At 38.5% G+C, this 26417-nt stretch carries 26 protein-coding genes and 2 other annotated features; of the genes, 4 read left to right on the top strand and 22 right to left on the bottom strand.

Annotated features, from left to right (window positions below; translation table 11 throughout):
* Positions 1-11: 11 nt before the first annotated feature.
* From GLW08_RS07900 to zapA, 4 genes are all read right to left on the bottom strand, one after another.
* Positions 12-2357, bottom strand: a complete 2346-nt coding sequence (locus tag GLW08_RS07900; protein ID WP_160848061.1) for an endonuclease MutS2 — start codon at positions 2355-2357, stop codon at positions 12-14.
* Positions 2358-2382: 25 nt separating this feature from the next.
* Complete coding sequence (gene polX, locus GLW08_RS07895) at positions 2383-4107, bottom strand: DNA polymerase/3'-5' exonuclease PolX (protein ID WP_160848060.1); 1725 nt, start codon at positions 4105-4107, stop codon at positions 2383-2385.
* A 73-nt stretch (positions 4108-4180) separates the two neighbouring features.
* Entirely contained in the window at positions 4181-4738 is a 558-nt protein-coding gene (locus tag GLW08_RS07890; protein ID WP_160848059.1) for a CvpA family protein, read from the bottom strand.
* Complete coding sequence (gene zapA, locus GLW08_RS07885) at positions 4731-5003, bottom strand: cell division protein ZapA (protein ID WP_036823119.1); 273 nt, start codon at positions 5001-5003, stop codon at positions 4731-4733. Before zapA ends, GLW08_RS07890 begins: the two co-directional genes overlap by 8 nt.
* A 241-nt stretch (positions 5004-5244) precedes the next feature.
* Between zapA and rnhC the strand changes: the two genes are divergently transcribed.
* A complete protein-coding gene (gene rnhC / locus GLW08_RS07880) occupies positions 5245-6195 on the top strand; it encodes a ribonuclease HIII (protein WP_160848058.1) in 951 nt (316 codons plus the stop codon).
* Positions 6196-6549: 354 nt separating this feature from the next.
* Here rnhC and GLW08_RS07875 read toward each other — a convergent pair whose 3' ends face one another.
* From GLW08_RS07875 to GLW08_RS07855, 5 genes are all read right to left on the bottom strand, one after another.
* A complete protein-coding gene (locus tag GLW08_RS07875; protein ID WP_160848057.1) occupies positions 6550-7056 on the bottom strand; it encodes a hypothetical protein in 507 nt (168 codons plus the stop codon).
* Between the two features lie 46 nt (positions 7057-7102).
* Positions 7103-7933, bottom strand: coding sequence for a YitT family protein (locus GLW08_RS07870; RefSeq protein ID WP_160848494.1), 831 nt, complete (start codon positions 7931-7933; stop codon positions 7103-7105).
* A 363-nt stretch (positions 7934-8296) separates the two neighbouring features.
* Positions 8297-10729 carry a phenylalanine--tRNA ligase subunit beta gene (pheT, locus tag GLW08_RS07865; RefSeq protein WP_160848056.1) on the bottom strand — a complete coding sequence of 811 codons (2433 nt, stop codon included), beginning with the start codon at positions 10727-10729 and terminating at the stop codon, positions 8297-8299.
* 15 nt (positions 10730-10744) lie between these two features.
* Entirely contained in the window at positions 10745-11779 is a 1035-nt protein-coding gene (gene pheS / locus GLW08_RS07860) for a phenylalanine--tRNA ligase subunit alpha (protein WP_160848055.1), read from the bottom strand.
* A gap of 576 nt (positions 11780-12355) precedes the next feature.
* A complete protein-coding gene (locus tag GLW08_RS07855; protein WP_160848054.1) occupies positions 12356-13093 on the bottom strand; it encodes a TrmH family RNA methyltransferase in 738 nt (245 codons plus the stop codon).
* Positions 13094-13212: 119 nt separating this feature from the next.
* Between GLW08_RS07855 and sspI the strand changes: the two genes are divergently transcribed.
* Positions 13213-13437, top strand: coding sequence for a small acid-soluble spore protein SspI (sspI, locus tag GLW08_RS07850; protein ID WP_160848053.1), 225 nt, complete (start codon positions 13213-13215; stop codon positions 13435-13437).
* 649 nt (positions 13438-14086) lie between these two features.
* Positions 14087-14332, top strand: coding sequence for a hypothetical protein (locus GLW08_RS07845; protein WP_160848052.1), 246 nt, complete (start codon positions 14087-14089; stop codon positions 14330-14332).
* Between the two features lie 139 nt (positions 14333-14471).
* On the opposite strand, the gene GLW08_RS07840 is transcribed toward GLW08_RS07845, so the two are convergent.
* Together GLW08_RS07840 and GLW08_RS07835 are read right to left on the bottom strand one after the other, a co-directional pair.
* A complete protein-coding gene (locus tag GLW08_RS07840) occupies positions 14472-15557 on the bottom strand; it encodes a M42 family metallopeptidase (protein WP_160848051.1) in 1086 nt (361 codons plus the stop codon).
* Positions 15558-15631: 74 nt separating this feature from the next.
* Positions 15632-16120, bottom strand: a complete 489-nt coding sequence (locus tag GLW08_RS07835; protein ID WP_160848050.1) for a dUTP diphosphatase — start codon at positions 16118-16120, stop codon at positions 15632-15634.
* Positions 16121-16309: 189 nt separating this feature from the next.
* On the opposite strand from GLW08_RS07835, the gene GLW08_RS07830 reads away from it, so the two are divergent.
* Entirely contained in the window at positions 16310-16714 is a 405-nt protein-coding gene (locus GLW08_RS07830) for a sigma-w pathway protein ysdB (RefSeq protein ID WP_160848049.1), read from the top strand.
* A 92-nt stretch (positions 16715-16806) separates the two neighbouring features.
* Here the strand turns inward: GLW08_RS07830 and GLW08_RS07825 are convergent, their stop codons facing one another.
* The 11 genes from GLW08_RS07825 to GLW08_RS07775 form a co-directional block, all read right to left on the bottom strand.
* Positions 16807-17385 (bottom strand): TVP38/TMEM64 family protein, encoded by a 579-nt coding sequence (locus tag GLW08_RS07825; RefSeq protein ID WP_160848048.1) that lies wholly within the window; start codon positions 17383-17385, stop codon positions 16807-16809.
* 42 nt (positions 17386-17427) lie between these two features.
* Entirely contained in the window at positions 17428-17706 is a 279-nt protein-coding gene (locus tag GLW08_RS07820) for a DUF1294 domain-containing protein (protein WP_237458369.1), read from the bottom strand.
* A 230-nt stretch (positions 17707-17936) separates the two neighbouring features.
* Positions 17937-18293 carry a 50S ribosomal protein L20 gene (gene rplT / locus GLW08_RS07815; protein ID WP_160848047.1) on the bottom strand — a complete coding sequence of 119 codons (357 nt, stop codon included), beginning with the start codon at positions 18291-18293 and terminating at the stop codon, positions 17937-17939.
* A 55-nt stretch (positions 18294-18348) separates the two neighbouring features.
* A complete protein-coding gene (gene rpmI, locus GLW08_RS07810) occupies positions 18349-18546 on the bottom strand; it encodes a 50S ribosomal protein L35 (RefSeq protein ID WP_160848046.1) in 198 nt (65 codons plus the stop codon).
* 48 nt (positions 18547-18594) lie between these two features.
* The gene (gene infC / locus GLW08_RS07805; RefSeq protein ID WP_160848045.1) at positions 18595-19101 is read right to left on the bottom strand and encodes a translation initiation factor IF-3; all 507 of its coding nucleotides are present in this window, start codon (positions 19099-19101) and stop codon (positions 18595-18597) included.
* 91 nt (positions 19102-19192) lie between these two features.
* Positions 19193-19320, bottom strand: a sequence feature (ribosomal protein L20 leader region).
* 301 nt (positions 19321-19621) lie between these two features.
* Complete coding sequence (thrS, locus tag GLW08_RS07800) at positions 19622-21559, bottom strand: threonine--tRNA ligase (protein WP_160848044.1); 1938 nt, start codon at positions 21557-21559, stop codon at positions 19622-19624.
* Positions 21560-21625: 66 nt separating this feature from the next.
* Positions 21626-21848: a binding site (T-box leader), on the bottom strand.
* A gap of 116 nt (positions 21849-21964) precedes the next feature.
* Positions 21965-22828, bottom strand: a complete 864-nt coding sequence (gene ytxC / locus GLW08_RS07795) for a sporulation protein YtxC (RefSeq protein WP_160848043.1) — start codon at positions 22826-22828, stop codon at positions 21965-21967.
* A gap of 122 nt (positions 22829-22950) precedes the next feature.
* Positions 22951-23877: a primosomal protein DnaI gene (gene dnaI, locus GLW08_RS07790; protein ID WP_160848042.1), complete on the bottom strand. Its 927-nt coding sequence runs from the start codon at positions 23875-23877 to the stop codon at positions 22951-22953.
* 34 nt (positions 23878-23911) lie between these two features.
* Positions 23912-25327, bottom strand: a complete 1416-nt coding sequence (locus GLW08_RS07785) for a replication initiation and membrane attachment family protein (protein WP_160848041.1) — start codon at positions 25325-25327, stop codon at positions 23912-23914.
* 107 nt (positions 25328-25434) lie between these two features.
* Positions 25435-25899, bottom strand: a complete 465-nt coding sequence (gene nrdR, locus GLW08_RS07780; RefSeq protein WP_160848040.1) for a transcriptional regulator NrdR — start codon at positions 25897-25899, stop codon at positions 25435-25437.
* A 32-nt stretch (positions 25900-25931) separates the two neighbouring features.
* Positions 25932-26339, bottom strand: a complete 408-nt coding sequence (locus GLW08_RS07775; RefSeq protein WP_160848039.1) for a cytosolic protein — start codon at positions 26337-26339, stop codon at positions 25932-25934.
* Positions 26340-26417 lie beyond the last annotated feature (78 nt).

Here is a 26417-nt window from a genome sequence, read left to right as displayed (position 1 = left end):
CCTTATTTCTATTAACGAAGTTCTAATACAGTAACTCCACTGCCGCCTTCTTTCATGCCACCTGCTCGAGATGAAGCAATAGATCGATGTCCTTTGGCAAATTGTTCTACACCTTTACGTAATGCTCCCGTACCTTTGCCGTGTATAATTGATACTTGAGGATATCCTGCCAGGGTAGCATCATCAATATATTTTTCTAAACGACTTAGTGCCTCTTCATAACGTTCACCTCGTAAATCTAATTCAGGTTTCACATGATGACTAGAGCCTTTAACTGTTGCCATTGGCTTTTGTTTAACTGGCTCTTCCCTTTTTATTAACTCAAGGTCATTTGCTTTTACTTTCATTTTCATAATACCAAGTTGAACTTGATACTCTTTTTCATTCGTTTTCTCAATGATATGGCCTGTTTGGTTCCATGAAATGACTTTCACTTCATCACCAGGTTTGAGGGGTTTAGGTTGAGTATTCTTTTTTGGTTGTGGTTTGGCTTGTTTTTTTGAAAGTTCTGGCTGTGCTTCATCTAAGGTTTTCCTAGCCTCAATCCATTCATGCTCTTTCCATTCCGCTTGATTTTTCATTTCACGCATTTCAGCAACGATGTCTTCTGCTTCTTGTTTAGCTTTATCGATTGCTTTTTGAGCTTTGTCCTCAGCCTTTTTATAGAGACCTTCTCGTTTATCTTCAAACTCAGCCCATTTTTGCTCTAGTTGCCTATGAAGGTCTTCTGCTTCTTGAAGCAACGCCTCAGCCTCTTCATAGTCTCGATCTGCTTCTCGTTTTGATTCTTCTAATGAAGCAATCATATTCTCTAGGCTTTCTGAATCTTGTCCCATATGACCTTTGGCTGTCTGAATTACATTTTCCTCTAAGCCTAAGCGGCGAGAAATCTCGAATGCATTACTACGACCAGGAACTCCGATGAGTAATCGATAGGTTGGCTTTAATGTTTGCACATCAAACTCAACGGATGCATTAATTACACCGTCCCTATTATAACCGTATGCTTTTAATTCAGGGTAGTGAGTCGTTGCAATTACTTTTGCGCCACGATTCACAACATCGTCTAATATAGACATGGCTAATGCTGCACCTTCTTGTGGATCCGTACCAGCACCAAGTTCATCAAACAAGACAAGGGACTTATTATTAACATCCTTCAAAATGTCGACAATGTTTGTCATATGAGAAGAGAACGTACTTAATGACTGTTCTATCGATTGTTCGTCACCGATATCAGCATAGACATTCTCAAATACTGTCATCTCACATCCATCTTGAGCAGGAATTTGCAACCCTGACTGAGCCATTAGGGAACAAAGCCCTACCATTTTCAATGTAACGGTCTTACCACCTGTGTTTGGACCAGTTATTACAATGGATGAATACTCCTCACCGAGTTCGACATCATTTGGTACTACCTCATCATCTGCTATTAGAGGATGACGTGCTTGTTTCATTTTAATAATACCTTGATCATTAATAGATGGTTTTGCAGCTCTTATTGTCTTTGAGAAACGCGCTTTAGCAAACATGAAATCTAGTTGAGCTAACACTTCGACATTTTGGTATAAGTACTCTTCATCTGCAGCTACACGTTCGGAAAGTTCCATCAAAATACGCTCTACTTCATGTTTCTCTTGAACTTTCGCTTCTTGTAATTGGTTGTTTAGTTCCACAACTGCTTGTGGTTCGACAAATAACGTAGCTCCAGAAGAGGATTGGTCGTGTACAATACCGCCAACTGCCCCACGATATTCTTGTTTTACAGGTAATACATAACGATCATTTCGAATGGTTATAATGGCGTCTGAAAGCATTTTACTTTTGGATTTTGTCCATCCTTCTAACTTATCTCGTACTCGACTCTCATTTGTTCGAATACGAGAACGTATCGTACGAAGCTGATCCGATGCTCCATCCATCACTTTCCCATGATCGTCTATGCAACTCTTAATGGAACGTTCTAAATCATTCAATGCAACAATATGGCTGACAAGTTCTCTAAGAATAGGCAAATCCGCTTCTTCAATTTCCTCTATAAATGACTTGATTTGCTTTCCACCGTAGATTGTGCTTGCCACATCAAGGCACTCTTCTGGCTGAAGCATTCCACCAATAGTCGCCCTTTTAATAATAGGCTTAATATCAAAAATACCACCAAGTGGTGCATGGCCTTTTAAGCGGAGCACATTTGCTGCCTCATCCGTATCATCCTGCCACTTGCGTATTTCATCTACATCAATGGAGGGCTTCAACTTCTGTGCTTGTTCTTTTCCTAATGAGGATGAAGCCTGCGCCGCGAGTTGTTCTATAATTTTATTGTATTCTAAGACATGATATATGCGGTCATTCATGGTTTCTGAATCCCCTTTATCTCTTCTACTCTGGCTTTTTATTGTTCATAAATAAGGATAGTTGCTCTTTCGTCCATGTATTTAGCACATTTTCTTTACGCAACCAACCTTTCCGTCCTATCCCTACACCAATTTCCATATGTTCAAGCATGGAATAGGTATGGGCATCCGTATTAATCGCAATGCGTACTCCTTCTTCTTGCGCTTTCGTTAAATATTCCCAAGATAAATCAAGACGATTTGGATTTGCATTCAACTCTAGAGCAGTACCTGTTTCTTTAGCGCCTTGAATTAACTGTTCTATATCAACATCATATCCGTTACGTCTACCAATCAAGCGTCCAGTAGGATGAGCAATTAAATGGACATAAGGACATTCTAGAGCGGTTCGTAAACGATTCATTATCTCTTCCTGCGTTTGATTAAAATTCGAATGAATCGATGCAATAACAAAGTCCATCTCCTTTAAGAAATCCTCCGAAAAGTCTAATGAACCATCTGGTAAAATATCCATCTCAATACCAGCAAAGATATGAAATGACTCAAACGTTTCATTTAGCTTATCAATTTCCTCTCGTTGCTTACGCAGGCGATCTTCGTCTAAACCATTAGCGACTCGTAAATACTTCGAGTGATCTGTGATGGCGATGTATTCATACCCTTTTTCGATAGCCCGATCTGCCATTTCCTTTAATGATTGCGCACCGTCGCTCCAAGCGGTGTGCATGTGTAAATCACCACGAATATCTTGATGGTCTAGTAATGTAATCTTTTGTCTAAAAGATTCTACTTCCCCAAGATTTTCCCTTACTTCCGGTGGAATATATTCCAGACCAAAGTGAGCAAAGAATGTTTCTTCATTGGTGAACGTTTGAATATCCCCTGTTTCGCTATTCTCAACACCATACTCACTTATTTTTTTACCTTGATCTTTAGCTAATTGTCTCATAGCTACATTATGGTCTTTGGCTCCTGTGAAATGATGCAAGGTCGTTGCAAATTCTTGAGGCTCAACCAAACGAAAATCAACACCAATATCATATCCTTCAGCTAACAACAAAGAAACTTTAGTATCGCCTTTCGCAACTACTTCCTTTATATTGTCTAATTGCAATAATTGTTCTCTTACTTTTTCATAATCTTCAGTAGCGATTATAAAATCAATATCTTTAATCGTCTCTTTCATTCTTCGTAAGCTACCAGCTCTTGAGAATTCATCAATCCCCTCGACTGTTTGTAAAAAAGATTCAATGCGCTCTGCAATCGGTAGCATAACAGCTATCGGTAAACGCTCCGGTCTCTTCGATACATCCTCAAGCGCTTGAAGGATTTTTTCTTCCGTCTTTTTGCCGAACCCACTAAGCTGTTGTACTTGTTCTTGTTCACACGCTTCTTTAAGTGAAGTTGCGTCTGTCACACCGAGTTCCTGGTACAATTTTGCTAGCTTTTTTCCACCAAGACCTTGTAATTGTAATAACGGCACTAACCCAGCAGGAACGTCTTCCTCAAGTTGATTCAACACTTCTGCTTCACCTGTTTCAACTAATTCTTGAATGACTGCTGCTGTACCTTTCCCAATTCCAGTCATGTTTGTGAAATCATCTATTTCTGATAAAGAACGATCGTCATTTTCCAACGCTTGAGCTGCTTTTCGATACGCTGAAATTTTAAATGGGTTTTCGCCTTTTAATTCTAAATAGACAGCAATTTGCTCCAATTTTTTAATTAACTCTTTTTTATCTAACTTCATTTCATCTCACCCCTTACGAAATGTCACTTCCAACTAAGGAAGCAACCCCCTAACGTATAGAAAAAACTTCTCATTAAGAGAAGTTTGGAATACGCTCTGCTACGTGTTCAAACCATAGTGTTTTAATCTGGTCAGACAATAGCGGCGTGTGTTCAATAATCATTTTTGCTAAAACAGATCCATCAACTGCATTCTGTATGAACGATATTGGTAGCAAGGCACCTAAATAAAGGAAAATAAAGATGATAAAATAAATTTCAATAAATCCAAGTACTCCTCCAAATAAATTGTTCACCATATTGAGAAGTGGTAAATCTGTTATAAAGTCAAGCATGGAAGCGATAATTTGCATTATTACTTTCACTACGAAGAAAATAATAAAAAATGCTATAGCATTATAGAATGCTCCTTCAGGTACGCTATCCAAAAAGACAGCCCATTGCTGTCCTTCGGGAAGGTCAGGGAAAGGTACCCATAGTTTCAGTTTCGGTGCTAAGTCATCATAATAAATGACTGCAATCACAAACGCTACGATGAAGCCTGTCATATGGAGAAGCTGGAGGATGAAACCTCTGCGCATTCCTATTAGAAATCCAAAAACAAGCATGGCTAATAACAACAAATCAATCATGATTTTTTCGGTCCTCATCTTTCTCTTTTGATTCTAAATTTGTATATTCTTCTTTTAATTTCAAATAATCGTTCATTGTATTGACTGCCGTTAAAACAGCTAATTGAGCTGTATCTAAACGGGGGTTAGACTCTTGAATTTCTTTCATTTTCTGATCCACCAAACTAGCCACCATTCGAATATGATGGGGTGGTTCGTCTCCTACAATTTTATATGTGCGATTATGTATTTCAACGGTTGTTCGTTTTTTGTCAGATTGCGACACAGAGAAATCCCCCTCATCCACAATAGAATCCTAACGTATATATTAACATGAAAAATGGCAGAAAAACACCTCTTATGACCAATGATGCTGAAAGTAGATGTTTTTTCTTAAACTTTTCTTCTATAATATAGTGTGTAAAATAGATTAGTATGGTAAGCATAGTCACCGTGAAATGTCGATATTCAAGCATATCTTTTTTTTGATATACTAGCATTATCGTTTTTATAAAGGAGATCATCGAATGTCACAATCTGTTTTAAAGTTGTCACCTTCACAAATCAATAAAATGCAACAACACTATAAACCTTACCTAAAGGATAAGACACCAGCAGGAGCTAAATTCGCAGCCAAGTTGCCAAGCTGTTCCATTACAGCCTACCAATCAGGTAAGGTACTATTTCAAGGAGCACAACACGACCAAGAAGCTTCGAAATGGGGATCTCCATCAGAGAATACAAATAAGAAAAAAGGGAAACCTTCTCCCACCTCCTCTTCTTATGCGCCACCAGCGGCTTTATACTTAACAAGCCACGCAGGATCAGATGAAGCGGGAACAGGCGACTATTTTGGTCCCATCACAGTAGCTTGCGCTTATGTAAGAGAAGATCAAATACAAGCACTTAAACAAGCTGGTGTAAGGGATTCAAAAGATTTAAAAGATCCTCAAATCCAACAAATCGCACGACGCATCGTAGAAATGGAAATTCCATATTCGCTTGTAATTCTTCATAATGAAAAATACAATGTTCTACAGAAAAAAGGTTGGACGCAAGGAAAAATGAAAACCATGCTTCATCATAATGCCTACAACAAGCTCGCTAAAAAACTAGACCATGAGCCTGAAGGTTGGATTATTGACCAATTCGCACAACCGGAAGTATATAAAAAACATCTCAAAACGGAGAATGCGAGTCTTCAATCGAACGCGTATTTTCTTATGAAAGCAGAATCCTATTCTATTGCTGTTGCTGTTGGTTCCATTATTGCTCGCTCAGCTTTCGTTAAGCATATGAACAAACTATCTCAACAAGCGGGCATCACGCTACCCAAAGGTGCATCTCAACGAGTTGATGAGGCAGCAGCGACATTAATTCGCATCAAAGGTCAAGAAGAACTAGACAAGTATGCGAAGGTGCACTTCGCAAATACGAATAAAGCCTTAAAAAAGTTTCAACAAATGAAAAAAGATTGATAGTGGACCACTATTACTTATATTAGAACAAAAGCGCAAGCGCCCTGCTAGCGACATACAAACTGCTGCCTACAGGACGTGGGTTGGTTCAATATTGCTGCACGATATGAGATAAAGGAAACACGAAGAGCGCAAACGTTCGATGTTGACTTATCGTAAGGAGGTGCAGGAAATTTGCTAGTCGCTGGGCGTTGGAGCTGGACATAGCCACATCACTTTTTCAGTTATACACATGCATTGAATTTTATAGTACGCTAAATAACAAAAAAGATGAGGTGCTATATATAGCCCCTCATCCCTTTTTATGTTTAAGCTTTTGATAATGTACAAACGTATCTCAAACTCATAAAAGACTTATTCTTCTTGCTCCTCAGGTTCTAATACTTCTTGTTGTTGGACTTCTTTTTCTGGTGGTGTAAGACCAAGAACTCTTGTAATCCAGATAGGAATTTCTTTCACATCTGGATTTCCTTCCCCATCAACTTGATCTGTCGTTATATGCAAGGGTACATGCAATACGTCTTCTCCACTTTCATTCGCATCATTCACGTAAAGCCCTACATAATATTGGCCACCAGCTTCATGAATATCAACTTTAATAATTTCTTCATCTACAAAGTGTTCTGTAGCATACTCAACGAAAGGTTTTGCGCGATTTGCATCTTCTGCCTCTTGGTTCTTCTCCGTTTCATCTGCAAAGCGGTGATGAACTGCTAAAAGTGGCCTCTTTCCGTACTGAATATACCCCCTAACCATGTCTGATACTTGGGGATCATATACATTTGTAATCGTTTGTCCTATTAATTTTTCGCCCATATGCTTTTCTAACGTATTACCATACTTCTTAATAAATGCGTCCAAATCCATCTACTCCTTTTACGTCTTTTCTTCTTTTTAACCAGTATTCCTACTTAAATCCTCCACCAAACGCACCGCGTACATCATGAATGACAACAAATGCTTCAGGATCTACCCGATTCACTAATCGTTGGAGTTTAACAGTTTCTTGCCAATTCACCACAGCATATAACACATTCTTTTCCTCTTTCAAGTATCCACCTTTCCCGTTCAGGATTGTAACCCCTCGCGAGAGATTAGCATTGATTTCTTGTAATACATGATCGGAGTCATCCGAAATGATTGTAATAGCCTTACGAATATTCATACCATCAACAATAAAATCAATAACCTTGGCTCCTACATAAATAGCAACTAACGTTAGCATCGCTTTTTTCTGACCAATAACAAAAACGGATGCACCAATGACGATTAGATCAATGATTAGTGTCGCAGAAGCCATGCTCCAACCAAAATATTGATTTAACATTTTGGATATAATTTGCGTACCGCCGGATGTAGCGCCAGAGCGAAATATGACCCCAACCCCCGCGCCCACAAATAAACCCGCATACAAAGGGGCGAGAAGAGTGTCGTCTACTACGGGATTCCCGATGTTCTCAGTCGCCCATAGACTCAGGGAAAGTGCTACTACTCCAAATAAAGTATATCCCATCATTTTCTTATCTAAAAATTTATATCCTACACCGATTAATGCAATATTTAACAGAAAACTAGTTAGACCAGTAGACCAGTCAAATACATAATGCAATACAATGGTAATACCTATGATGCCACCTTCAGCAAGTTGGTTGGGGATTGCAAAATAATTGACTCCTAATGCAAATAGGATAGACCCAAAAATGATTAGTACTATTCTGTTTATAACCTGTCTCAAGATGACATCTCCTCCTCTAATACTTATGCTTGATGGTATCTATTATGGGGGATAAATCGCATTTCGTAAAAGTGTTTTAACAAAAGCTCAGGGTGCCCGTTTAACGACATATGGACTGCTGCCTATACGAAGTAAGTTGCTTCGATGTTCCTATCTGATGTAGCAATTTTAACCGAACTTCCCCTGAAGCCGTAGGAAGTAATGGAAACACTAAGAGCGGTAGCGATGTTGACATATCGTAAGGAGGATCAGGAAGTTTGCTAGTCACTGGGCGCTGGAGCTGGACAGGCATCTATACTTAGCTAAGTAATACACATGCAATTATTCACATACAAAAACCCAGACAGAAAACTGTCTGGGTTTTATTTATCCTCGTAATTCAGCTTGGTAAGTTGTTTTAACTTGTTCAAGAATAGCATTATGGGTTTCTTCTACTTCTTGATCTGTTAAAGTGCGCTTTGGATCAAGATAACGAAGGGTAAATGCTAATGATTTTTTACCTTCAGGAAGATGTTCCCCTTGGTATAAATCAAAAACGAGTACGTGTTGAACAAGAGGCTGACCTGTTTGCATAATTGTATTCTGTAGTTCACCAGCTTTTACTTGTTCATCCACTACTAATGCGATATCACGGCTAACAGAAGGATGACGCGGAATTGGTGAATAGTTTTCTTCCCTTGTTACCGTATCTAAAATAGCTTGCAGATTTAAATCATAAACGTACGTTCCTTTTAGATCAAATTGCTTTTGTAAGGATGGATGAACCTGACCAACGTAACCAATAGAATGACCATTTAACACAACTTCCGCCGTTTGACCAGGATGCATTCCTTTAATACTAGCTTGCTTAAAACGTACATTCTCAGATAAATCTAAGAATGAGAATAATCCCTCTAAGACACCTTTTACGACAAAGAAATCAACGCTTTTCTTCTCTTGTTGCCAAGGGTGCGCTAACCAGCTTCCAGTAAGAACTCCGGCTAGTCTTTCTTGTTCCTGAGGTTGTGTTGTTAACACAGATTCTTCCGTCACATAAACAGCGCCAATTTCATAAAATGCGATGTCTTTTTGTTTACGAGCGATATTATAGGATGCTGAGGTCAATAACTCTGGAATCATACTTAGTCGCAGATGACTATGCTCTTCACTCATTGGCAAAGCAAGGTGAACAGGGCGAGTGTATTCTCCTTCAATATCAGGAGAAACAAGCATGTTCGCTCGTTCTTCTGTTGTTAATGAATACGTAATGGCTTCAGATAATCCGGAACCTTCCAAGTAACTTCGCACCTTACGACGAAGGGATTGATGATCCGTCAAGCCACCTGCTTTTGAAGCACCTCCTGGCATTGTAAATGGTAAATTGTCATAACCATACATACGTGCAATTTCTTCCACCATATCTTCTACAATCACAATATCCTGTCGACGGGTTGGTGCAGAAACAATGAATGTTTCACCATCTTGCTTATAATCAAATTGTAGCTTGCGTAAAATGTCTTGAATATCTTCATTCTTTAACTCTGTACCAAGAACATGGTTCATGCGAGAAGTTGTTATTGTAACTTGTTTTTCTTCATAGCTTAACTCGTCAAACTCCACAACACCATCTAGCACTTCGCTTCCTGCATATTCAGCCAATAGTTGACATGCACGAAGACCAGCACGTTTAACGCGGTCAGGATCAACACCCTTTTCAAAACGAACGGATGCTTCACTACGTAGTCCATGCTCCTTAGCAGCATTGCGCACCGCTTGAGGGCTAAAGTAAGCTGCTTCTAAGATTATAGATGTTGTATCTTCTTGTACTTCTGAATCTGCACCCCCCATAACACCAGCAATGGCAACAGGTTCATTTCCATTTGTGATAACTAACTGGTCAGATGATAGAGTTCGTTCTTCATCATCAAGTGTTGTGATGGTCTCCCCATCTTTAGCTTGACGGGTAACAATCTGTTTAGAACCAAATCGATCATAGTCAAATGCATGTAATGGTTGACCATATTCTAGTAATACATAGTTCGTAATATCGACTACATTATTGATAGGACGAATTCCGGCCGAAATGAGTTGATTTCGCATCCATAATGGAGAAGTACCTACTTGAATGTTTTTGATCACAAATGCACCATAATAAGGATTTAGCTCCGAATTCTCAACCTCAACAGAAATTGCATCCATAGCTTTCTCATCCGTGATGGCTACTTCTTCTGATGGGAAATGAAGAGGTGTATCTAAAATCGCAGCAACCTCATACGCTACACCCATCATGCTTAACGCGTCCGAACGGTTAGGAGTTAACTCTAGCTCTAATATAACGTCATCCAAATTTAATAATGGATTTGCATCAACACCTACTTGGGTATCCTCTGGAAATACGAAAATTCCATCTTCAAATTCTTTTGGTACATTCTTTGGATCTATTCCAAGCTCTTGCAAGGAACAAATCATACCAGCTGATTCTTCACCACGTAGCTTTGCTTTCTTTATTTTAAAATCACCTGATAAAACGGCACCGGGTTTAGCAACGGCTACTTTCTGTCCTTGTGCAACGTTTGGGGCACCGCAAACGATTTGTAATGTTTCATCACCAACATCAACTTGACACACACTCAGTTTATCAGCGTTTGGATGTTGGCTACATTCTTTCACATGCCCTACTACAAGATGTTCAATGTATTCGCCGAATGCTTCTACACTATCGACCTCAATACCTGTTTTCGTAATCTTTTCTGCTAAATCTTCAGGTGTCAATCCTTGAAGATCCACATATTGTTTAAGCCAATTTAATGATACAAACATGTCATTATCCTCCTTTTACGCTTTATGAAATTGATTTAAGAAACGAATATCGTTTGTGTAGAAATGACGAATATCATCAATACCATATTTCAACATGGCAATACGCTCAGGTCCCATACCAAATGCAAAGCCGGTGTATTTCTCCGGATCATACCCTGCCATTTGCAGTACATTTGGATGCACCATTCCTGCACCTAGAATCTCAATCCAACCTGTTCCTTTACATACCGAACACCCTTCTCCACCGCACATCTTACAAGAGATATCCATTTCCACTGAAGGTTCTGTAAACGGGAAGAAACTTGGACGTAAGCGAATTTCACGATCCTCTCCAAACATTTGCTTCGCGAATTCATTTAGCACACCTTTTAAGTCACTCATACGAACATGCTCGTCTACTAAAAGACCCTCAATTTGGGTGAACTGATGAGAGTGAGTAGCATCATCCGTATCACGGCGATACACCTTACCTGGACAAATTACCTTAACAGGTCCTTTTCCTTCATGCTTTTCCATCGTACGTGCCTGTACAGGGGACGTATGTGTACGCATAAGAATTTCCTCCGTGATATAAAAAGAATCTTGCATATCACGTGCCGGGTGTCCTTTTGGCAGATTTAAAGCTTCAAAGTTATAGTAATCAGATTCAACTTCTGGACCTTCCGCAACTTCGAATCCCATGCCAATAAATAAGTCTTCAATCTCTTCAATGATGCTTGTCAACAAGTGTCGACCGCCTGATGGTGCTGGTCTTCCAGGAAGAGTGACATCGATTGTTTCCTCCTCCAATTGCTTTTCCAATGCTTGTTCTTCAAGCTTCGTTTGTTTGGTTTCGATTGCGTTAGAAATTTCTTCTCGAACATCATTAGCTAATTGACCGATGACAGGACGTTCTTCAGCAGGGAGTTTCCCCATACCTCTTAGCACCTCTGTGATTGGTCCTTTTTTACCTAAGTATTGCACTCTTACTTCTTGAAGACCTTTAACATCTTGAGCAGCTGTCACTTTTTCAAGCGCCTCTTGTTTCAGTTCTAACAAGCGTTCCTTCATTATATATCCTCCTTTTATCTTGAAAACATTTCAAAAGCCTAGGGCGCCCGGTTAGCGACCGACGTATGTGCTGCGGCCTATACGATGTAGGTTGATTCGATGTTGCTGCACGATGCAGCGATTTTAATCTATCCTCCATCACTACAGAACTTCACCTGATTCCGTAGGAGATAAGCTGGGCGCTGAGCTGGACGTGGCCTCTACAATTTTTTAATTATGCACAGGCCAACACTTTTTCCTAAAACATAAAAAAAGCCTCATCCCTAGAAGGGACGAGACTTATATATACGAATCACGCGGTACCACCCTGGTTGACACTTGTTACTATGTGTCCACTTTGTTATTGATAACGGATATGTATATCCGGAAACACTTTTACTCGCTACACACGCAAGGTCCCAGTGCCAGCTCCAGAGTGAATTTTCAATGATTCAGACAGTAGAAATGCTTTCAGTCTATGACATTTCTTCCCTCAAACTGCCAACGAACAAATCATTTACTTGCTCTTTCTTCGCTTTCAAACATATTTAGTTAACTGATTACTTATTATAGAAAAGCAAAAGCAAACTTGCAACCCTAGTTTCGTAAATAATACATTAAAATTCCTGATGCGATGGCAACATTCAATGATTCTGCTTGGCCATAGATAGGAATACTTACTCGGTTATCAGCCATGTTAATGTAGTCTTGATTCACTCCAGCACCCTCATTTCCTACTATTAAAGCAATTGGTGTAACTGGCTTTAATTCATCATATACGGTTGCTTGTTGGAGAGATGTTGCCCAGACATGAAATCCTTGAGTTTGTAGTTTAGGAATCCACTCATCTAGTTCCCCAAAGAAAAGAGGTATATGGAATACAGAACCTTGAGTTGCACGAATGACTTTATCATTAAATGGATCGACGGTACCTTTTCCTAGTAACACGGCATCAAATCCTGCTGCGTCAGCCGTTCTAATTAATGTACCTAGGTTGCCAGGATCTTGGATGGAGTCAAGCACCAACACCCTCGAACCTCCTTGCCACTCTAACTCATCCATTTGTACAACAGCTGCTACACCTTGTGGATTCTCTGTTTCAGAAACAGCATCAAATACATCGTGACTCACCTGATACCAAGTATATGATTGCCATTCATTTTGTATATCCACATCTTCTCGAAAAATAATCTCTCGTACTTTCCAATCACTCTTTAATGCTTCATCCACTAAATGAAACCCTTCTACGAGAAATGCCTGTTCCTTTTCCCTTCCTCGTTTACGCTTCAACTTTCTCCATTGTTTTACTTGTCCATTTTGTACAGACGTAATCATATTTGTGATCATCCTTCATTTATTCACATCATTTTTATATTCTTTTTCATCATACATATTTCAGTTTGGAATGGTCAAACTATTCTCATACGTAATGTATGCAGAAAAGAGGTGGAAAGATGAATCTAAACCTTAGAAACGCAATCCTATCCAACGTATCTGGTAATAATACTGACCAGCTTGAAGCGACAATTAAAGAAGCAATCAATAGCGGGGAAGAAAAAATGCTTCCTGGACTAGGTGTTCTTTTTGAATTAATTTGGGAAAACGCTGACCAGTCCGAAAAACAAGAAATGTTAGAAGCACTAGAACAGGGTGTGCAACAAGCTTCTACAGAATCATAAAGCGCTGCCTTATATGATATGAAATAAAAAACGTGCAAAAGCTCACCCCTTAGAGTATGCACGTTTTTTATTTTTCTCTCTCACATTTACAAATCACGGTTCTCCCTCATGTGATGGTAACTTTTTTCCTTATGTTCATTCGTCTCTCTTTTACTAGCCTTACCGTTCTTTCGATCCGTAAAAATCCCAAACAATAGTAATGGAATAACAAACATGCCTAACAGGATATAGAGTCCTATTCCGATAACTCGTTCGCAACGGGGCTTCAGGTAAGCTGTCGCCCACCATTTCTGTCCGCATATCCCGGTTGCTCCGAAATGTAAAAAGATGGTCGCAAATTCGAAATATTGCTCGGAAATTGGAAAAGCTGCTCCGAAACTTTAAAATGTTGATCGCAACCTCCCACCAGCAGTCACTCTTATTTTGAAAAAGTCGCTCCTATATTCCAAAAGTAGCTCCTGTTTTTCAATTCTTGCTCCGAAAGGAGGAAAAGTCGCTCCAGAGCTCAACGGAAACTCCCTCTCAACTATCTCGAATGCAAGTCTTCAAGATCTCATGCCCCATATATAGAATACATAACGAAAAGAAAAAACAAATTTCCTTCCTCTGAATACCATACTAATACCAACACGTTAGGAGGTTCAACCTAATGCAAAACCAAAAGTCTTTCATTCCTCTTGGAACTCGAGAGAAAACAAGTGGGGATGGGTTCTTTTTAGATGGTTTCCCTTTTGCGGGATTTCCATTTGGAGGTTCTGGTGATTTAGTATGGGGTGTGTTTGGCACATTATTTTACCCTCCATTCTTTTCTCCAACTTTCCCGTATTCAGCTAATTCTCCCGGTCCTTATCCATATGGTTGCCCACCAGTAGAAAATAGATTTCCTGAATGGTAGGGATAAAGATATTAAGGTGCTGTCTTCTATAGACGTGCACCTTTTTACATAGATATCATTTAAATATGTAATAGTAAAACTTTAAGACTAAATGCCAAAAGCCACTTCCAAAATTGAAATGGAAGTGGCTTTTATATTTCTAATCAAACGTAATTTCTTTTACCTTTTCGTCATCTAATCCTTTTATTACTTCAACTAACAGGTTCACGGCATTTTCAAAATCGTCACGATGAAGCATTGCAGCATGAGAATGGATGTATCTTGTAGCTACAGTAATTGCTAAAGCTGGTACCCCGTCAGCTGTAACGTGGATAGAACCACCATCAGTCGCCCCTCCTGCTAAAACGTCGTATTGATAAGGAATGTCTTTCTCATCAGCTGTATCAATTACATAGTCGCGAAGTCCTTTATGAGAGATTAAAGAAGCATCATAAAGAATAATTTGTGGTCCCTCACCCATCTTACTAGCTGCTTCTTTATCTGTAATGCCTGGAGTATCACCAGCAATACCTACATCTACCGCAAAGCCAATATCGGGTTTAATCGCATTTGTAGACGTCTTTGCACCTCTAGTACCTACTTCTTCTTGAACTGTACCTACTCCATAAACAACGTTAGGATGAGCTTCTGACTTCAATCTACGCAACACTTCGATTGCAATGGCACAACCTATACGGTTATCCCATGCCTTTGCAAGAAGCATTTTTTCATTAGGCATTTGTGTGAATTCAAAATATGGAACAACGGAATCACCAGGTCGCACACCAAACTCCTGAGCTTCTTCACGAGATGAAGCACCAATGTCAATAAACATATCTTTTATTTCAACTGGTTTCTTACGCTGCTCTGCAGGGAGAATATGCGGTGGTTTTGAACCAATCACACCTGTTAAGTTCCCTTTGCGAGTCATTAAGGTTACACGCTGCGCTAGCATAACCTGACTCCACCATCCACCTACTGTTTGAAAGTAAACAAAGCCATTATCGTCAATACGAGTAACCATGAACCCTACTTCATCGAGGTGACCCGCCACTAATACTTTCGGACCATTTTCTTTTCCTACTTTCTTGGCAATCAAGCTTCCAAGGTTATCCGTGTACACTTCATCCGCAAATGGAGTTATGTATTTTTTCATTACGTCTCGTGCTTCTTTTTCATTACCTGGAATGCCTTTTGCATCTGTTAAATCTTTTAGCATAGATAGGGTTTCATCCCACTTAGTCATATCTTCATTCCTCCTTAATACTTTCATACTATATTTTATTATATCGTTTTTTACTTTTAGAAACAAAAATAATACTAATAACCTTCTTCTTGGCGCTGGTGGTTCACTTCATTCTTTTTATAATATGCTTCTTGAATCTCCACTTCTGAGAACCCTAGTGTAATACCGAGTCGTAAAAATGCTGTGAACAACTGTTCATAATGAGCTTGAGTGGGTGATTCTTGGAACAAGTGAACACCTGAGAAGACTTTTTGAAATTGCTCTGTTGTATTTGATGGGCCGTTTTGAGCGTCTAATGCCCCTTGATAGTATAGTGTTTTTTCTAATCCTAATGACATTATGAAATGCAATCCATCAACATATTCTTCTAAAATAACTTGCTGCTCCTTTGGAGGCTTAAGGCTCCAAAATTTAAAACACCTTGTTTCATTTGCCAGTTCACCAAGCTCTACCAATAAAGCTAGCACTTTTTTAGAAAACAAATCCGCGTCTTCTAAGCCATGCTCAGCTTCTATACGTTGATCTAATTGTTGCTGCATCTGAAATAGTTCATTCCAATTCATCTTTTTACTCCTTCTATTTAACAAGCTATCTATATTTTAATCGCTTGTCTTTCCTTTGATGTACGACTAAGTAAAGTGTACCAAATGTTTTTTTCTTATTATAGTCTGGTTTGGTATGATAAAGGTGAAACGTTTTTTCGTTTCAATCGTACATACTATTATAGAAGACCTTCAAGGGAGTCGATAGCAGTGATTATTATTTTATTTCGTATGCTCATTTTCGCTGCGATACTTGTATTAATCTATACAGCTTATAAATATCTCATAAATCCTAAGCGTAAACTTGAGCTTGCACAAGAGAAGAAGCAGTTTTACTTTTATGATGACCCTGACAATGTTAAGAGAAATTTTTTAATTACCTATAAAGGGGTTTTATTCGAAGGAGAAAAATATTTAGGAACCACAGAGCATTCATTTGAGGTCGTTTCTATATCCGTTTGGGCAAAGCAACCTAATCAGTTAAGAGGGTTTGAGCGTGGAGACCTTTATTTTATTGAAGAAGAAATACTGATTCAATATCCTTACGCAAAGATTGAATGGAAAAACCCAATTGACCAATTATTATTAACGAAACAACATAACGATACACAGTAATGTTTGCATTCTCTTTACCTAGATGACAAGAATAGTACCTAACAGAAAAGAAGCCCAGAAGGTTTCCCACCAACCTCTGTGCTTCTTTTCTGTTATTTAGCTCCTTCTGCGGCAAAAAAGTCATGCCATTTTATACTCACTTCTTTGCGCCTTAAAAGATAAAATAATGGTAGCAACAATAACAGAATAGCCCCCATCAAGAAGGGGGATAAACTTGATATCCATTGACCGATTGATGTATAAACTACAGCTAAAGGAATATTAGAGTAAAAAGACGTTTTCATGTATTCTTTAAAGGTACCTGACATTTCGATAATGCATAACGAGATTAGGTGAAAGTGTATAAATGGCACTAGTCGTAGTAATGCAATCTGGCCTGTTGAGAATGATGAATGCTTCCCAAAGAATTTCTTCTTTAACACAACTAGTTTTTTTAAGGTTTTAGGCATCCACTCACTTAGTTTATAAAACAACAGACTAGAAAGGGTTACACCAACAATGGAGTATACTGAACCCGTTATTGCTCCAAATAGCACCCCACCGGAAACACATATGAACGCAACAGGTAAAAAAAATAATGGCCGCAACAAATGGAAACTGATGAATAGTAATGGAGCAAATAAGCCACTTGCTTCTACGATGGTCATTACAAATGCTCCAAGGTGTTGCAACGTCTAGTCCCCCTCTCCAGACATTAGCGGTCTATTTTAAGCTTATGACAGGAGACGAGCCTTTATGACAATAAACAGTACTAGATGTACAATTATGATAGCAGGGGTGCCAATCACAAAAGATTTATGCTTGGTTTTATGACGAAACACACTCATTCCTAGCCAGTTACCTGTTGCTCCTCCTAACCACGCTACCTTCCAAAACGTACTTTCCTGTATGCGCCAGTGGTTACTACGGGCACGTTTTTTATCCACGCCCATTAATATAAATCCTATCCCACTTACTATGATGGCATAAATGAGAATCATCCAAGTTATCATAATTTCTGTAACTCCTTAATCTTTTTGTTATATGAAAAGTTCCCTGCTTTCGGAGCAAGAATCGAAAAACTGGAGCTATTTTTGAAAAATAGGAGCGACCGCCCCAATTTCCCGCCCCATCTTTACGTAATTATAATGGGGCTATAAAAGAATAGCTCTCATACCAATATTACAGAAAATATGTAAACATAAAAAAGCCATTCCAATCTGGAATGGCTTTTTGGTCGAACTTACTTAAGTGCTGTTTTAGCTTGATCTACTAGGTTAGCGAAACCTTTTTCATCTGTTACAGCTAAGTCAGCTAGCATTTTACGGTTCACTTCGATACCAGCTTGCTTAAGACCGTGCATTAGACGGCTGTAAGAAATGTCGTTCATACGAGCTGCTGCGTTGATACGTGCAATCCATAGTTTACGGAAATCACGTTTTCTCTGACGACGGTCACGATAAGCATACTGACCTGATTTCATTACTTGTTGTTTTGCTTGCTTAAATAAAGCATGTTTTGAACCATAATACCCTTTGGCAAGTTTTAAGACTTTTTTACGACGTTGACGTGTTACTGTTCCACCTTTTACGCGTGCCATAGTAGTTCCCTCCTGTTATATCAATTTCGAGTAATCTCGTTAGAATGTAATTTCATTATTTTTTCGGAAGCATATCCTTAATACGCTTATAGTCGCTACGATCTACAATTGTAGATTGACGTAGTTTACGTTTTTGCTTTTGAGACTTATTTGCGAATAAGTGGCTTGTGAACGCGTGGGAACGTTTCACCTTGCCACTACCTGTTTTTGAAAAACGTTTCTGTGAACCTTTATGAGTTTTCATTTTTGGCATGAGTAGTTCCTCCTTTAAGCATTATCTGGCTTCTTCCTAGTTAGTTACTTATTCTTTTTCATTAACTGGAGCAAGCATCATAAACATATTACGACCTTCCATTTTCGGTTTCGTTTCGATAGTGGAAAGATCTTTACATTCTTCTGCCATACGATCTAGAACCTCTTGGCCTAGTTCTTTGTGAGTGATAGCACGACCGCGGAAACGAATCGTTGCCTTCACCTTATCGCCTTTAGAAAGGAATTTACGTGCATTACGAAGCTTTGTATTAAAGTCATGCTCCTCAATTCCTGGGCTAAGACGTACTTCTTTGATGTTAATAATTTTTTGGTTCTTACGCTGTTCTTTTTCTTTTTTCTGTTGCTCGAATTTATACTTACCGTAGTCCATGATACGACATACAGGCGGTTTTGAATTCGGAGCAACCATTACAAGATCTAGATTTGCATTTGCAGCGATATCTAATGCTTCATTCTTGGATTTAACACCCAATTGGTCTCCATTTGAATCAATGAGACGTACTTCGCGAGCACGGATTTTTTCATTGACAATCATTTCTTTGCTAATAACCAGCCACCTCCAAGGTATAGTTAAAAAATAATAGTGTCATCTTCGACAAGCTCTATTTCATCATGCTGGATTTAAAGACATTAAAAAAGTGTCGGTACACACTGCACCCACACGTTTCCCTTACGTTCAGAAAATGTTACCCGTCAACTGCTCTTCTAAAAAGAACGTCAATCAGGTGAGAAGCGGGTGCTTCTACTTGTCTCAGACAGTTATTTGATTTCACTTTCACAAGGTTAGCATGTTTTTCACGAAGTGTCAACTAGCAAATCTATTTTCGTTTGCTTCGTGCGAATGTGTATATCCCTATTAAGAATACAAGATTTACGTAGTTAATGCAACAGTCACTTGCAAATTTTAAAAACGCTGGTTACTTGGGAGCAACATATAGGCTATGGAAGTTGTTACCTAACGCAATGGGGTTAGGTAAACCTCCATTAAAACCGTAGTAAGATACATTAAAAAAGTCTCTCCCTCACTATAAAGTAAGAAAGAGACTTTGTAAGTTTTAGGATTTGCCTTGGATTTCTTGTTTGATTTGATCTACGAAATCTGCAAGAGGTTTTGTTTCTGAGTCTTGTTCACCATACCGACGAACATTTACTCCGTTTTCCCCTTTTTCATTATCCCCTACAACAAGTTGGAATGGAACTTTTTGCATTTGAGCTTCACGGATCTTGTAGCCGATCTTCTCATCCCGTTCATCAACTTCCACTCTTACTCCACCAAATCGAAGCTCATCTTCTACCTTTTTTGCATACTCTAGGTGAGCATCTGCTGAAACTGGAATGATTTTCGCTTGCACGGGTGCTAACCATGTTGGGAAAGCTCCTTTATATTCTTCAATTAAGAAGGCTACAAAACGTTCCATAGTAGATACAACTCCACGGTGTATTACAACAGGACGATGGTGGTTACCATCTTCACCAACATAGGTTAAATCAAAACGTTCTGGTAAATGGAAATCGAGTTGTACAGTAGATAATGTTTCATCTTTTCCTAATGCTGTTTTTACTTGAACATCCAATTTCGGACCGTAGAATGCAGCTTCCCCTTCTGCCTCTACGTAATCAAGTTTCAAGTCTTCCATTGTTTCTTTAAGAAGAGATTGTGCCTTATCCCACATTTCATCGTTGTCTACATATTTTTCTTTATCTTCTTTATCACGATAAGAAAGACGGAAGTAGTACTCATTTAAACCAAAGTCTTTATATACTTCCTGAATCATACGAACAACGCGAATGAACTCTTCTTTTAGCTGATCAGGTCGAGCGAAAATGTGAGCATCATTCAGAGTCATTGCACGAACACGCTGTAGTCCTGCTAATGCGCCTGACATTTCATACCGATGCATTGTACCTAGCTCAGCTATTCGTACTGGTAAATTACGATAACTATGGAACTGACTCTTATAAATCATCATATGGTGTGGACAGTTCATAGGGCGAAGCACAAGGTCCTCGTTATCCATTTCCATAGTCGGGAACATATCCTCTTGATAGTGATCCCAGTGTCCGCTTGTTTTATACAAGTCTACAGAGCCAAGAACAGGTGTGTACACGTGGTCATAACCTAGACGTTCTTCTAAGTCAACGATATACCGTTCGATAGTGCGACGGATGGTAGCACCTTTAGGAAGCCAAAGAGGTAAACCTTGACCAACTTTCTGAGAAACAGTAAAGATGTCTAGTTCTTTACCTAACTTACGGTGATCGCGCTCTTTAGCTTCTTCAAGCATATGAAGATACTCTTTTAAGTGATCTTTCTTTTCAAAAGCTGTACCATAAATACGTTGTAGCATTTTATTATCACTATCTCCACGCCAGTATGCACCAGAGACACTCAATAAATTAAATACTTTTATTTTCCCTGTAGAAGGGACGTGAGGTCCACGACAGAGATCAAAGAACTCACCCTGCTTGTAAATCGTTACTTGTTCACCTTCTGGGATATCTTCTAGCAGTTCCAATTTAAGATTATCGCCAATTTCTTCGTACATTTCTTTCGCTTTTTCACGACTGACCTCTAAGCGTTCCACTTCAAGGTTTTCGCTTACGATTTTCTGCATTTCTTTCTCAATCTTTGGAAGATCCTCTGCAGTAATCGATTCGTTTAAGTCCATATCATAATAAAAGCCATTTTCTATAACAGGACCTACACCTAGGTTCACATTTCCATACAAACGTTTAACAGCTTGAGCCATTAAGTGAGCAGTGGAGTGGCGTAACACTTCAATCCCTTCTTCGTCACGTAATGTAACGATTTCGATTGAACCATCCCCAGGTAATACACGACGCAAGTCCAAAAGCTGGCCATTATGCTTCCCTGCAACAGCTTGCTTTTTTAACCCAGGGCTAATGGAAGCAGCTACATCTTCTGTCGTCGTATCTTGTGGGAACTCCTTGACTGCGCCATCTGGAAAAGTAAGTTGAATTGCTTCCGACATGTCTGTCACTCCTTTAATGTGTTACTATTTTAAAACACTAAAAAACGCCCATCCCTTGCACGATAGCGAAGGGACGAGCGTTATACCCGTGGTTCCACCCTAATTTCCACATCTTAATGTGGCTTCATTAGTACATCCGTAACGTGGACAAATCGCTAATCACTACTACATTTCGCGACTAGAGTTCAGAGGTGGTAAACAATATGCCGTACTTAGGAAGCTCACAGCCGATGACTTCCCTCTCTGTTAAGTCGGAACACGTTGTTCGTATCCTCATCAAAACTTTTTTATATCAAGGAATGGTTGTTTAATTAGTTTATGTTTTTTATTATATGTGGAATTATTCTGGAAAGCAAGCCTATTTTTTGATTCATATTTTTTTCTATGCAAGATAGCTATATGGAATTATGAAGAAGACAATCTTTTAAAGGGAAATTTATTCAATGGATACATATCCATACGTTCTTGAAACACATTCATCACCGTAAGTGTTTTAGGATCCGTTACATCATCCCCATAAAAAGATATCTGTTGTGGTGCTAGAGCCATGATTGGCGTCAAATTAAGTTCCTCTCTTCCGAGTCCAAACAAATATAATGGCTCTTGTTGCGCGAGGTTTTTAATAATGGCATTCGAAATTGGCTTTCCTGATGAATTGAAGAAAAGAAACGATGCATTCTTCTGCACGATAATAAGATGGTCGATTTTTGATTGCTTAGTCCCTACATATTCTCTAAGTTGCTGAACATACGTTTGGTACTCCTCTTCTCGCTTATATTCATCAATCGCATAGCCAACAAAATCAATTAACTCTTCCCTGTAGTATTGAAATCGAAAGGTTACAACTGAATCAAAGTGTAAATTATCTCCTTCATTTAAGGCGTTCTCAAACACACGATATAGTAATTTTGTATGCTGTCCATGGCTAAGTCCATGCAATGGAACCATCCGTTGCTCTGTATTGTCTTCTAAGAAAGATTGACATAATTCAAAAATATGGGCTACCTCATCTTCATCATTATAATAATAACAATTACGAATAATATCTTGTATCCAGGACTGTTCTCTATGTAGGGTGAATACATGGATCAACCCGTGAACAAGCCATTTGTTAACCGATATGGCTGATGTATTGCCACTCTCTATGTTGACAATATAACCCGATTTTCTTTGATGGTTCCATTGAATCGTAATATCCTCCTGTACATCGAGGATACTTTCACAAAATGATAAAGCTTCCTGTTTATACTCAAAGCAGACTTCTTTCAAACTGTTCCCCCCTTCCCCCGAAACTGTTACATTATATGGGACAAGAAAGGAAAAAATGTGTGTTTTTCAACAAGAATAAAAAAACAACCTGCAAAAGGTTGTTTTAAGATGAATGTTTTTGATTATTGCCTTCGATTTTGTCCAATTACTTCAACTGGTGTACTTACGGCCTTGATTCGTTCGATAATTCTACCTGCTTTTAGTTGGTCAATTTCACCACGGTTATTTGTCATTAAGTGCTTCTCTAAATCCTCTAAAGAATAGTTAGACGTAAAGAATACAGGTAAACGTTCCATCATTCGATATTGAAGAATGGAGCCCAAAACTTCGTCACGGAACCAAGATGACATAGATTCTGCCCCTATATCATCCAACATAAGGACTTGAGCTGTTTTGAATCTTTCTATTTTTTCGTTTAATGAATTATCCTGGAGTGAGGACTTCATTTCCCTTACTAGTTCAGGCATGTAAATCATATAAGAGGAAATCCGCTTGTTTGCAAGTTTATTTGCAATAGCTCCTAAGATATGTGTTTTTCCAACTCCAAAACGTCCATGGAAATAAAGGCCCTTTTGAGCTTTTTCGGTCTCTACATTCTCAGTATAATTAACTGCAAGTCTTATTGCCTCATAGCGATCATCGGGATCTAAATCCTTAAAGCGAGCTTCTAAAATATCCTTTGGCATGTAAAGACTACTTATAAAAGAACGCTTTTCTGACTGTTCTTGGTATTGGCGCTTGGTTGGGCACATTTCATAAGTTAAGCGAACATCCTTCCCTGCTACATGAAGGCTAGGTGAATAGCCTGGTACAAGGTTTTGACATTCCTCTAGAGAAGGACATCCCTCACAGGATTTAGATTGGGACTGATATTCATAAAATTTCATTAAATGTCGTTCAACATCTTCATCAGTCAAATGAGAATTTTGTTGTAAAACTTTCTGAATGTCTTGATCATGCAAAATAGCTTGTCGCATATTTTGATAATGCTCTTGAAAGTTTTTACTCTCTCTCATCCATTTTTTCAAAGCTGTTTGGATTGGTTCCATGTCACTCATCCTTAAATCAATTTATTCACGATATCTATTCATCATCCATTTTCTTCAAGGCATCAGCTAATTCCTTTTTTTCCTTCTCAATTTCTTGTTGAGATTTACTAGCCTTTTCTGAACCTTTTGTTTTAGATTGTGCTTCTTTTTCTTTTTGCTGTTCTTTAAACCAATCAGGCAAAACTTCTTGCTTTTGTCTTCGATTTTTCCCTTTTGTAGCCAATTGCTGGTATTTTTGATTCTCTGATTTAGCAGTGTCCATAGCTTGACGTACTGTTTTTACATTCAGTCTTGCCCAATGCCCTGCAATAGTTTCCATATATGGCTTAGAAAGCTTCATATCTGTTTTCAATAACACATAATAAATGAGTACATTCATAACTCCTGCAGGTAACCCTTGTGAAGTCATTATATCACGAACAATTTTAAGTTCTTTTTCTGTTGGTTCAGCACCATTAGATAAGTCAGTTAACAATTGCCTAGGAGAAATATGTTCTAATTGATTAATCAATGCTTCTTCTTTATCTTGAGGTTGTTGGTCTTCGTCAGATTGCTTGGAAGCCCCTTCATCAGAAGCAACTTTTTCTCTGTGTTCCGTTAACCTAATATTCCCGTGACCTTTTTGATGCTTTGATTGATATAAATCATGACAGGCTTCCTTTAATTCAGAAACATGTAACTCATTTGAATCTGACAGAGCCCATTGAATTGCTTTTTCCATTTCATAATTAGCCAAGTTATATAATAAGGCTAATTGATTCATTACTTTTTTATTCTTTTCAGTGAAAATTACGTTAACTGGAAGCATTCGTTCATGAAACGTTTTTTTTAACCAATCAAAGTCTATACTGGATTCTTGTACATTTGCGCCAGTTGTCGACATGATTATGTTTTTTGTCGTTTCGTTAGATTCTGGATTTGATGGGACATCATTCGGCAATTCTCGCATTGAGAAGATTTCTTCAAAAGAAGACGTAACTTCAGTAGAATGTTCTTCCACTATTGGTTTAGAATATAATGAATGTTGTAACCTCTGAAATTTTTCCTGTCCAATATGATGATACAATAACAGGGATAACATATCATCTTCAAAGAATTCATTTGGTGTAAATGGTCTAAGTAAAACATACGTATATACATTCTGTTGCTCTCCCTCTGAGAGGAAAGAACGTATAAGTCCAATCGCTTCTAAACGCTTTCTAGCTTCATATATTTGATCTAATGGTAGATGGAGATAATTCATCAACAAGTGATGCGTTCTGGGGTGGTCGTCTTGTTTTTGAACCTCATATTCTGAAAGAAGGGTTTGGTATAAAGAAATTGCAGCCAAACCAATTAAGGGTTGATATAAATGGGTTAAAGAGGTAGACATGTTTATAGCAATATTGTGTGGTACTTGTAATTTGAAGCCATCTACCGGCAACAACTTTCCAATATTTGTTTCCTTCATACCTGATCTCCCCTTCTCATCGATGTCCATGCCGGTAAGTATTCAGTGAAATGCTTGTTGTAATAGGGGGGTAGAAAAAAGAAAAGAGCCACCAAGGCCCTAAACATTTACCCTTCAGAATCATGTTTGATTAAATCTTTTAATTCATCTAAGAAGACATTAATATCTTTAAATTGTCTATATACGGATGCAAATCGAACATAAGCTACCTCGTCAATTGTAGCCAGCCGATCCATTACCATCTCTCCTATTTCCTTACTCTGCACTTCCGAAACACCACGGTTTCTTAATTCCCGTTCAATATCACCTGAAATATTTTCTAATTCTTCTACAGCAACTGGCCTTTTTTCGCACGCACGGATTAAACCACGCATGAGCTTTTCGCGACTGAATTCTTCTCGTGTTCCTTCTTTTTTCACTATGATAAGAGGAACTTCCTCAATGCGCTCAAAAGTGGTGAACCGAAACTCACATTGTTCGCATTCTCTTCTCCGCCTTATAGATTTTCCTTCCTCTACTGGCCTTGAGTCTAATACTTTTGTACTTTTGTAGCTACAATTGGGGCACTTCACTCCATATCAACTCCAAATCTGGTTTGCCTTATCTACACATTTAATTTATGAGCCATTGATGTTTCTATAAAAGTTAGCTCTTTCTTGAGCATATCGTATTGTTGGCGTATTATTTTATGGCTATAACCAAGATCAAATGGTAATGTCGTTTCCGATGTAACGGAAAAATCAATTGCAGTATGATAAGGCTTGACCATAATGACACTGATAACGATAAATGCTTTCTTTTGTTTTTTTAATTGAACACTTAACTCGCCACGCTCTTCAGAAACTGATCTCACTTCAAAAGATGATGATTTCGAATACATATCGTGCAAAATGTTGATGGCTTTATCCTTTGTTGTTTTAAAATAATGGGTACGTAATGACTCGTTATAGTGATTTTCTTCTGTTTCGGCATGATTCGTAAAATATGTGGAAAAAATTTGTTTTAATTTCATATATCTTGTACACCTCTAATCTATTATATCAAAAATTCTATAAGGTTAAATACATTACTCGAGGTGATTTGACAAATT

The organism is Pontibacillus yanchengensis, from assembly GCF_009856295.1.
Lineage (GTDB): Bacteria > Bacillota > Bacilli > Bacillales > BH030062 > Pontibacillus > Pontibacillus yanchengensis_A.
This window is presented reverse-complemented; position numbering and strand designations above follow the sequence as displayed.

Bases quoted from the DNA above. Each gene is read 5' to 3' on its own strand.
- GLW08_RS07900 (WP_160848061.1), bottom strand. From the start codon at position 2,357: ATGAATGACCGCATATATCATGTCTTAGAATACAATAAAATTATAGAA.
- polX (WP_160848060.1), bottom strand. From the start codon at position 4,107: ATGAAGTTAGATAAAAAAGAGTTAATTAAAAAATTGGAGCAAATTGCT.
- GLW08_RS07890 (WP_160848059.1), bottom strand. From the start codon at position 4,738: ATGATTGATTTGTTGTTATTAGCCATGCTTGTTTTTGGATTTCTAATA.
- rnhC (WP_160848058.1), top strand. From the start codon at position 5,245: ATGTCACAATCTGTTTTAAAGTTGTCACCTTCACAAATCAATAAAATG.
- pheT (WP_160848056.1), bottom strand. From the start codon at position 10,729: ATGTTTGTATCATTAAATTGGCTTAAACAATATGTGGATCTTCAAGGA.
- pheS (WP_160848055.1), bottom strand. From the start codon at position 11,779: ATGAAGGAACGCTTGTTAGAACTGAAACAAGAGGCGCTTGAAAAAGTG.
- GLW08_RS07855 (WP_160848054.1), bottom strand. From the start codon at position 13,093: ATGATTACGTCTGTACAAAATGGACAAGTAAAACAATGGAGAAAGTTG.
- sspI (WP_160848053.1), top strand. From the start codon at position 13,213: ATGAATCTAAACCTTAGAAACGCAATCCTATCCAACGTATCTGGTAAT.
- GLW08_RS07845 (WP_160848052.1), top strand. From the start codon at position 14,087: ATGCAAAACCAAAAGTCTTTCATTCCTCTTGGAACTCGAGAGAAAACA.
- GLW08_RS07840 (WP_160848051.1), bottom strand. From the start codon at position 15,557: ATGACTAAGTGGGATGAAACCCTATCTATGCTAAAAGATTTAACAGAT.
- GLW08_RS07835 (WP_160848050.1), bottom strand. From the start codon at position 16,120: ATGAATTGGAATGAACTATTTCAGATGCAGCAACAATTAGATCAACGT.
- GLW08_RS07820 (WP_237458369.1), bottom strand. From the start codon at position 17,706: ATGATAACTTGGATGATTCTCATTTATGCCATCATAGTAAGTGGGATA.
- rplT (WP_160848047.1), bottom strand. From the start codon at position 18,293: ATGGCACGCGTAAAAGGTGGAACAGTAACACGTCAACGTCGTAAAAAA.
- rpmI (WP_160848046.1), bottom strand. From the start codon at position 18,546: ATGCCAAAAATGAAAACTCATAAAGGTTCACAGAAACGTTTTTCAAAA.
- infC (WP_160848045.1), bottom strand. From the start codon at position 19,101: ATGATTGTCAATGAAAAAATCCGTGCTCGCGAAGTACGTCTCATTGAT.
- thrS (WP_160848044.1), bottom strand. From the start codon at position 21,559: ATGTCGGAAGCAATTCAACTTACTTTTCCAGATGGCGCAGTCAAGGAG.
- dnaI (WP_160848042.1), bottom strand. From the start codon at position 23,877: ATGGAACCAATCCAAACAGCTTTGAAAAAATGGATGAGAGAGAGTAAA.
- GLW08_RS07785 (WP_160848041.1), bottom strand. From the start codon at position 25,327: ATGAAGGAAACAAATATTGGAAAGTTGTTGCCGGTAGATGGCTTCAAA.
- GLW08_RS07775 (WP_160848039.1), bottom strand. From the start codon at position 26,339: ATGAAATTAAAACAAATTTTTTCCACATATTTTACGAATCATGCCGAA.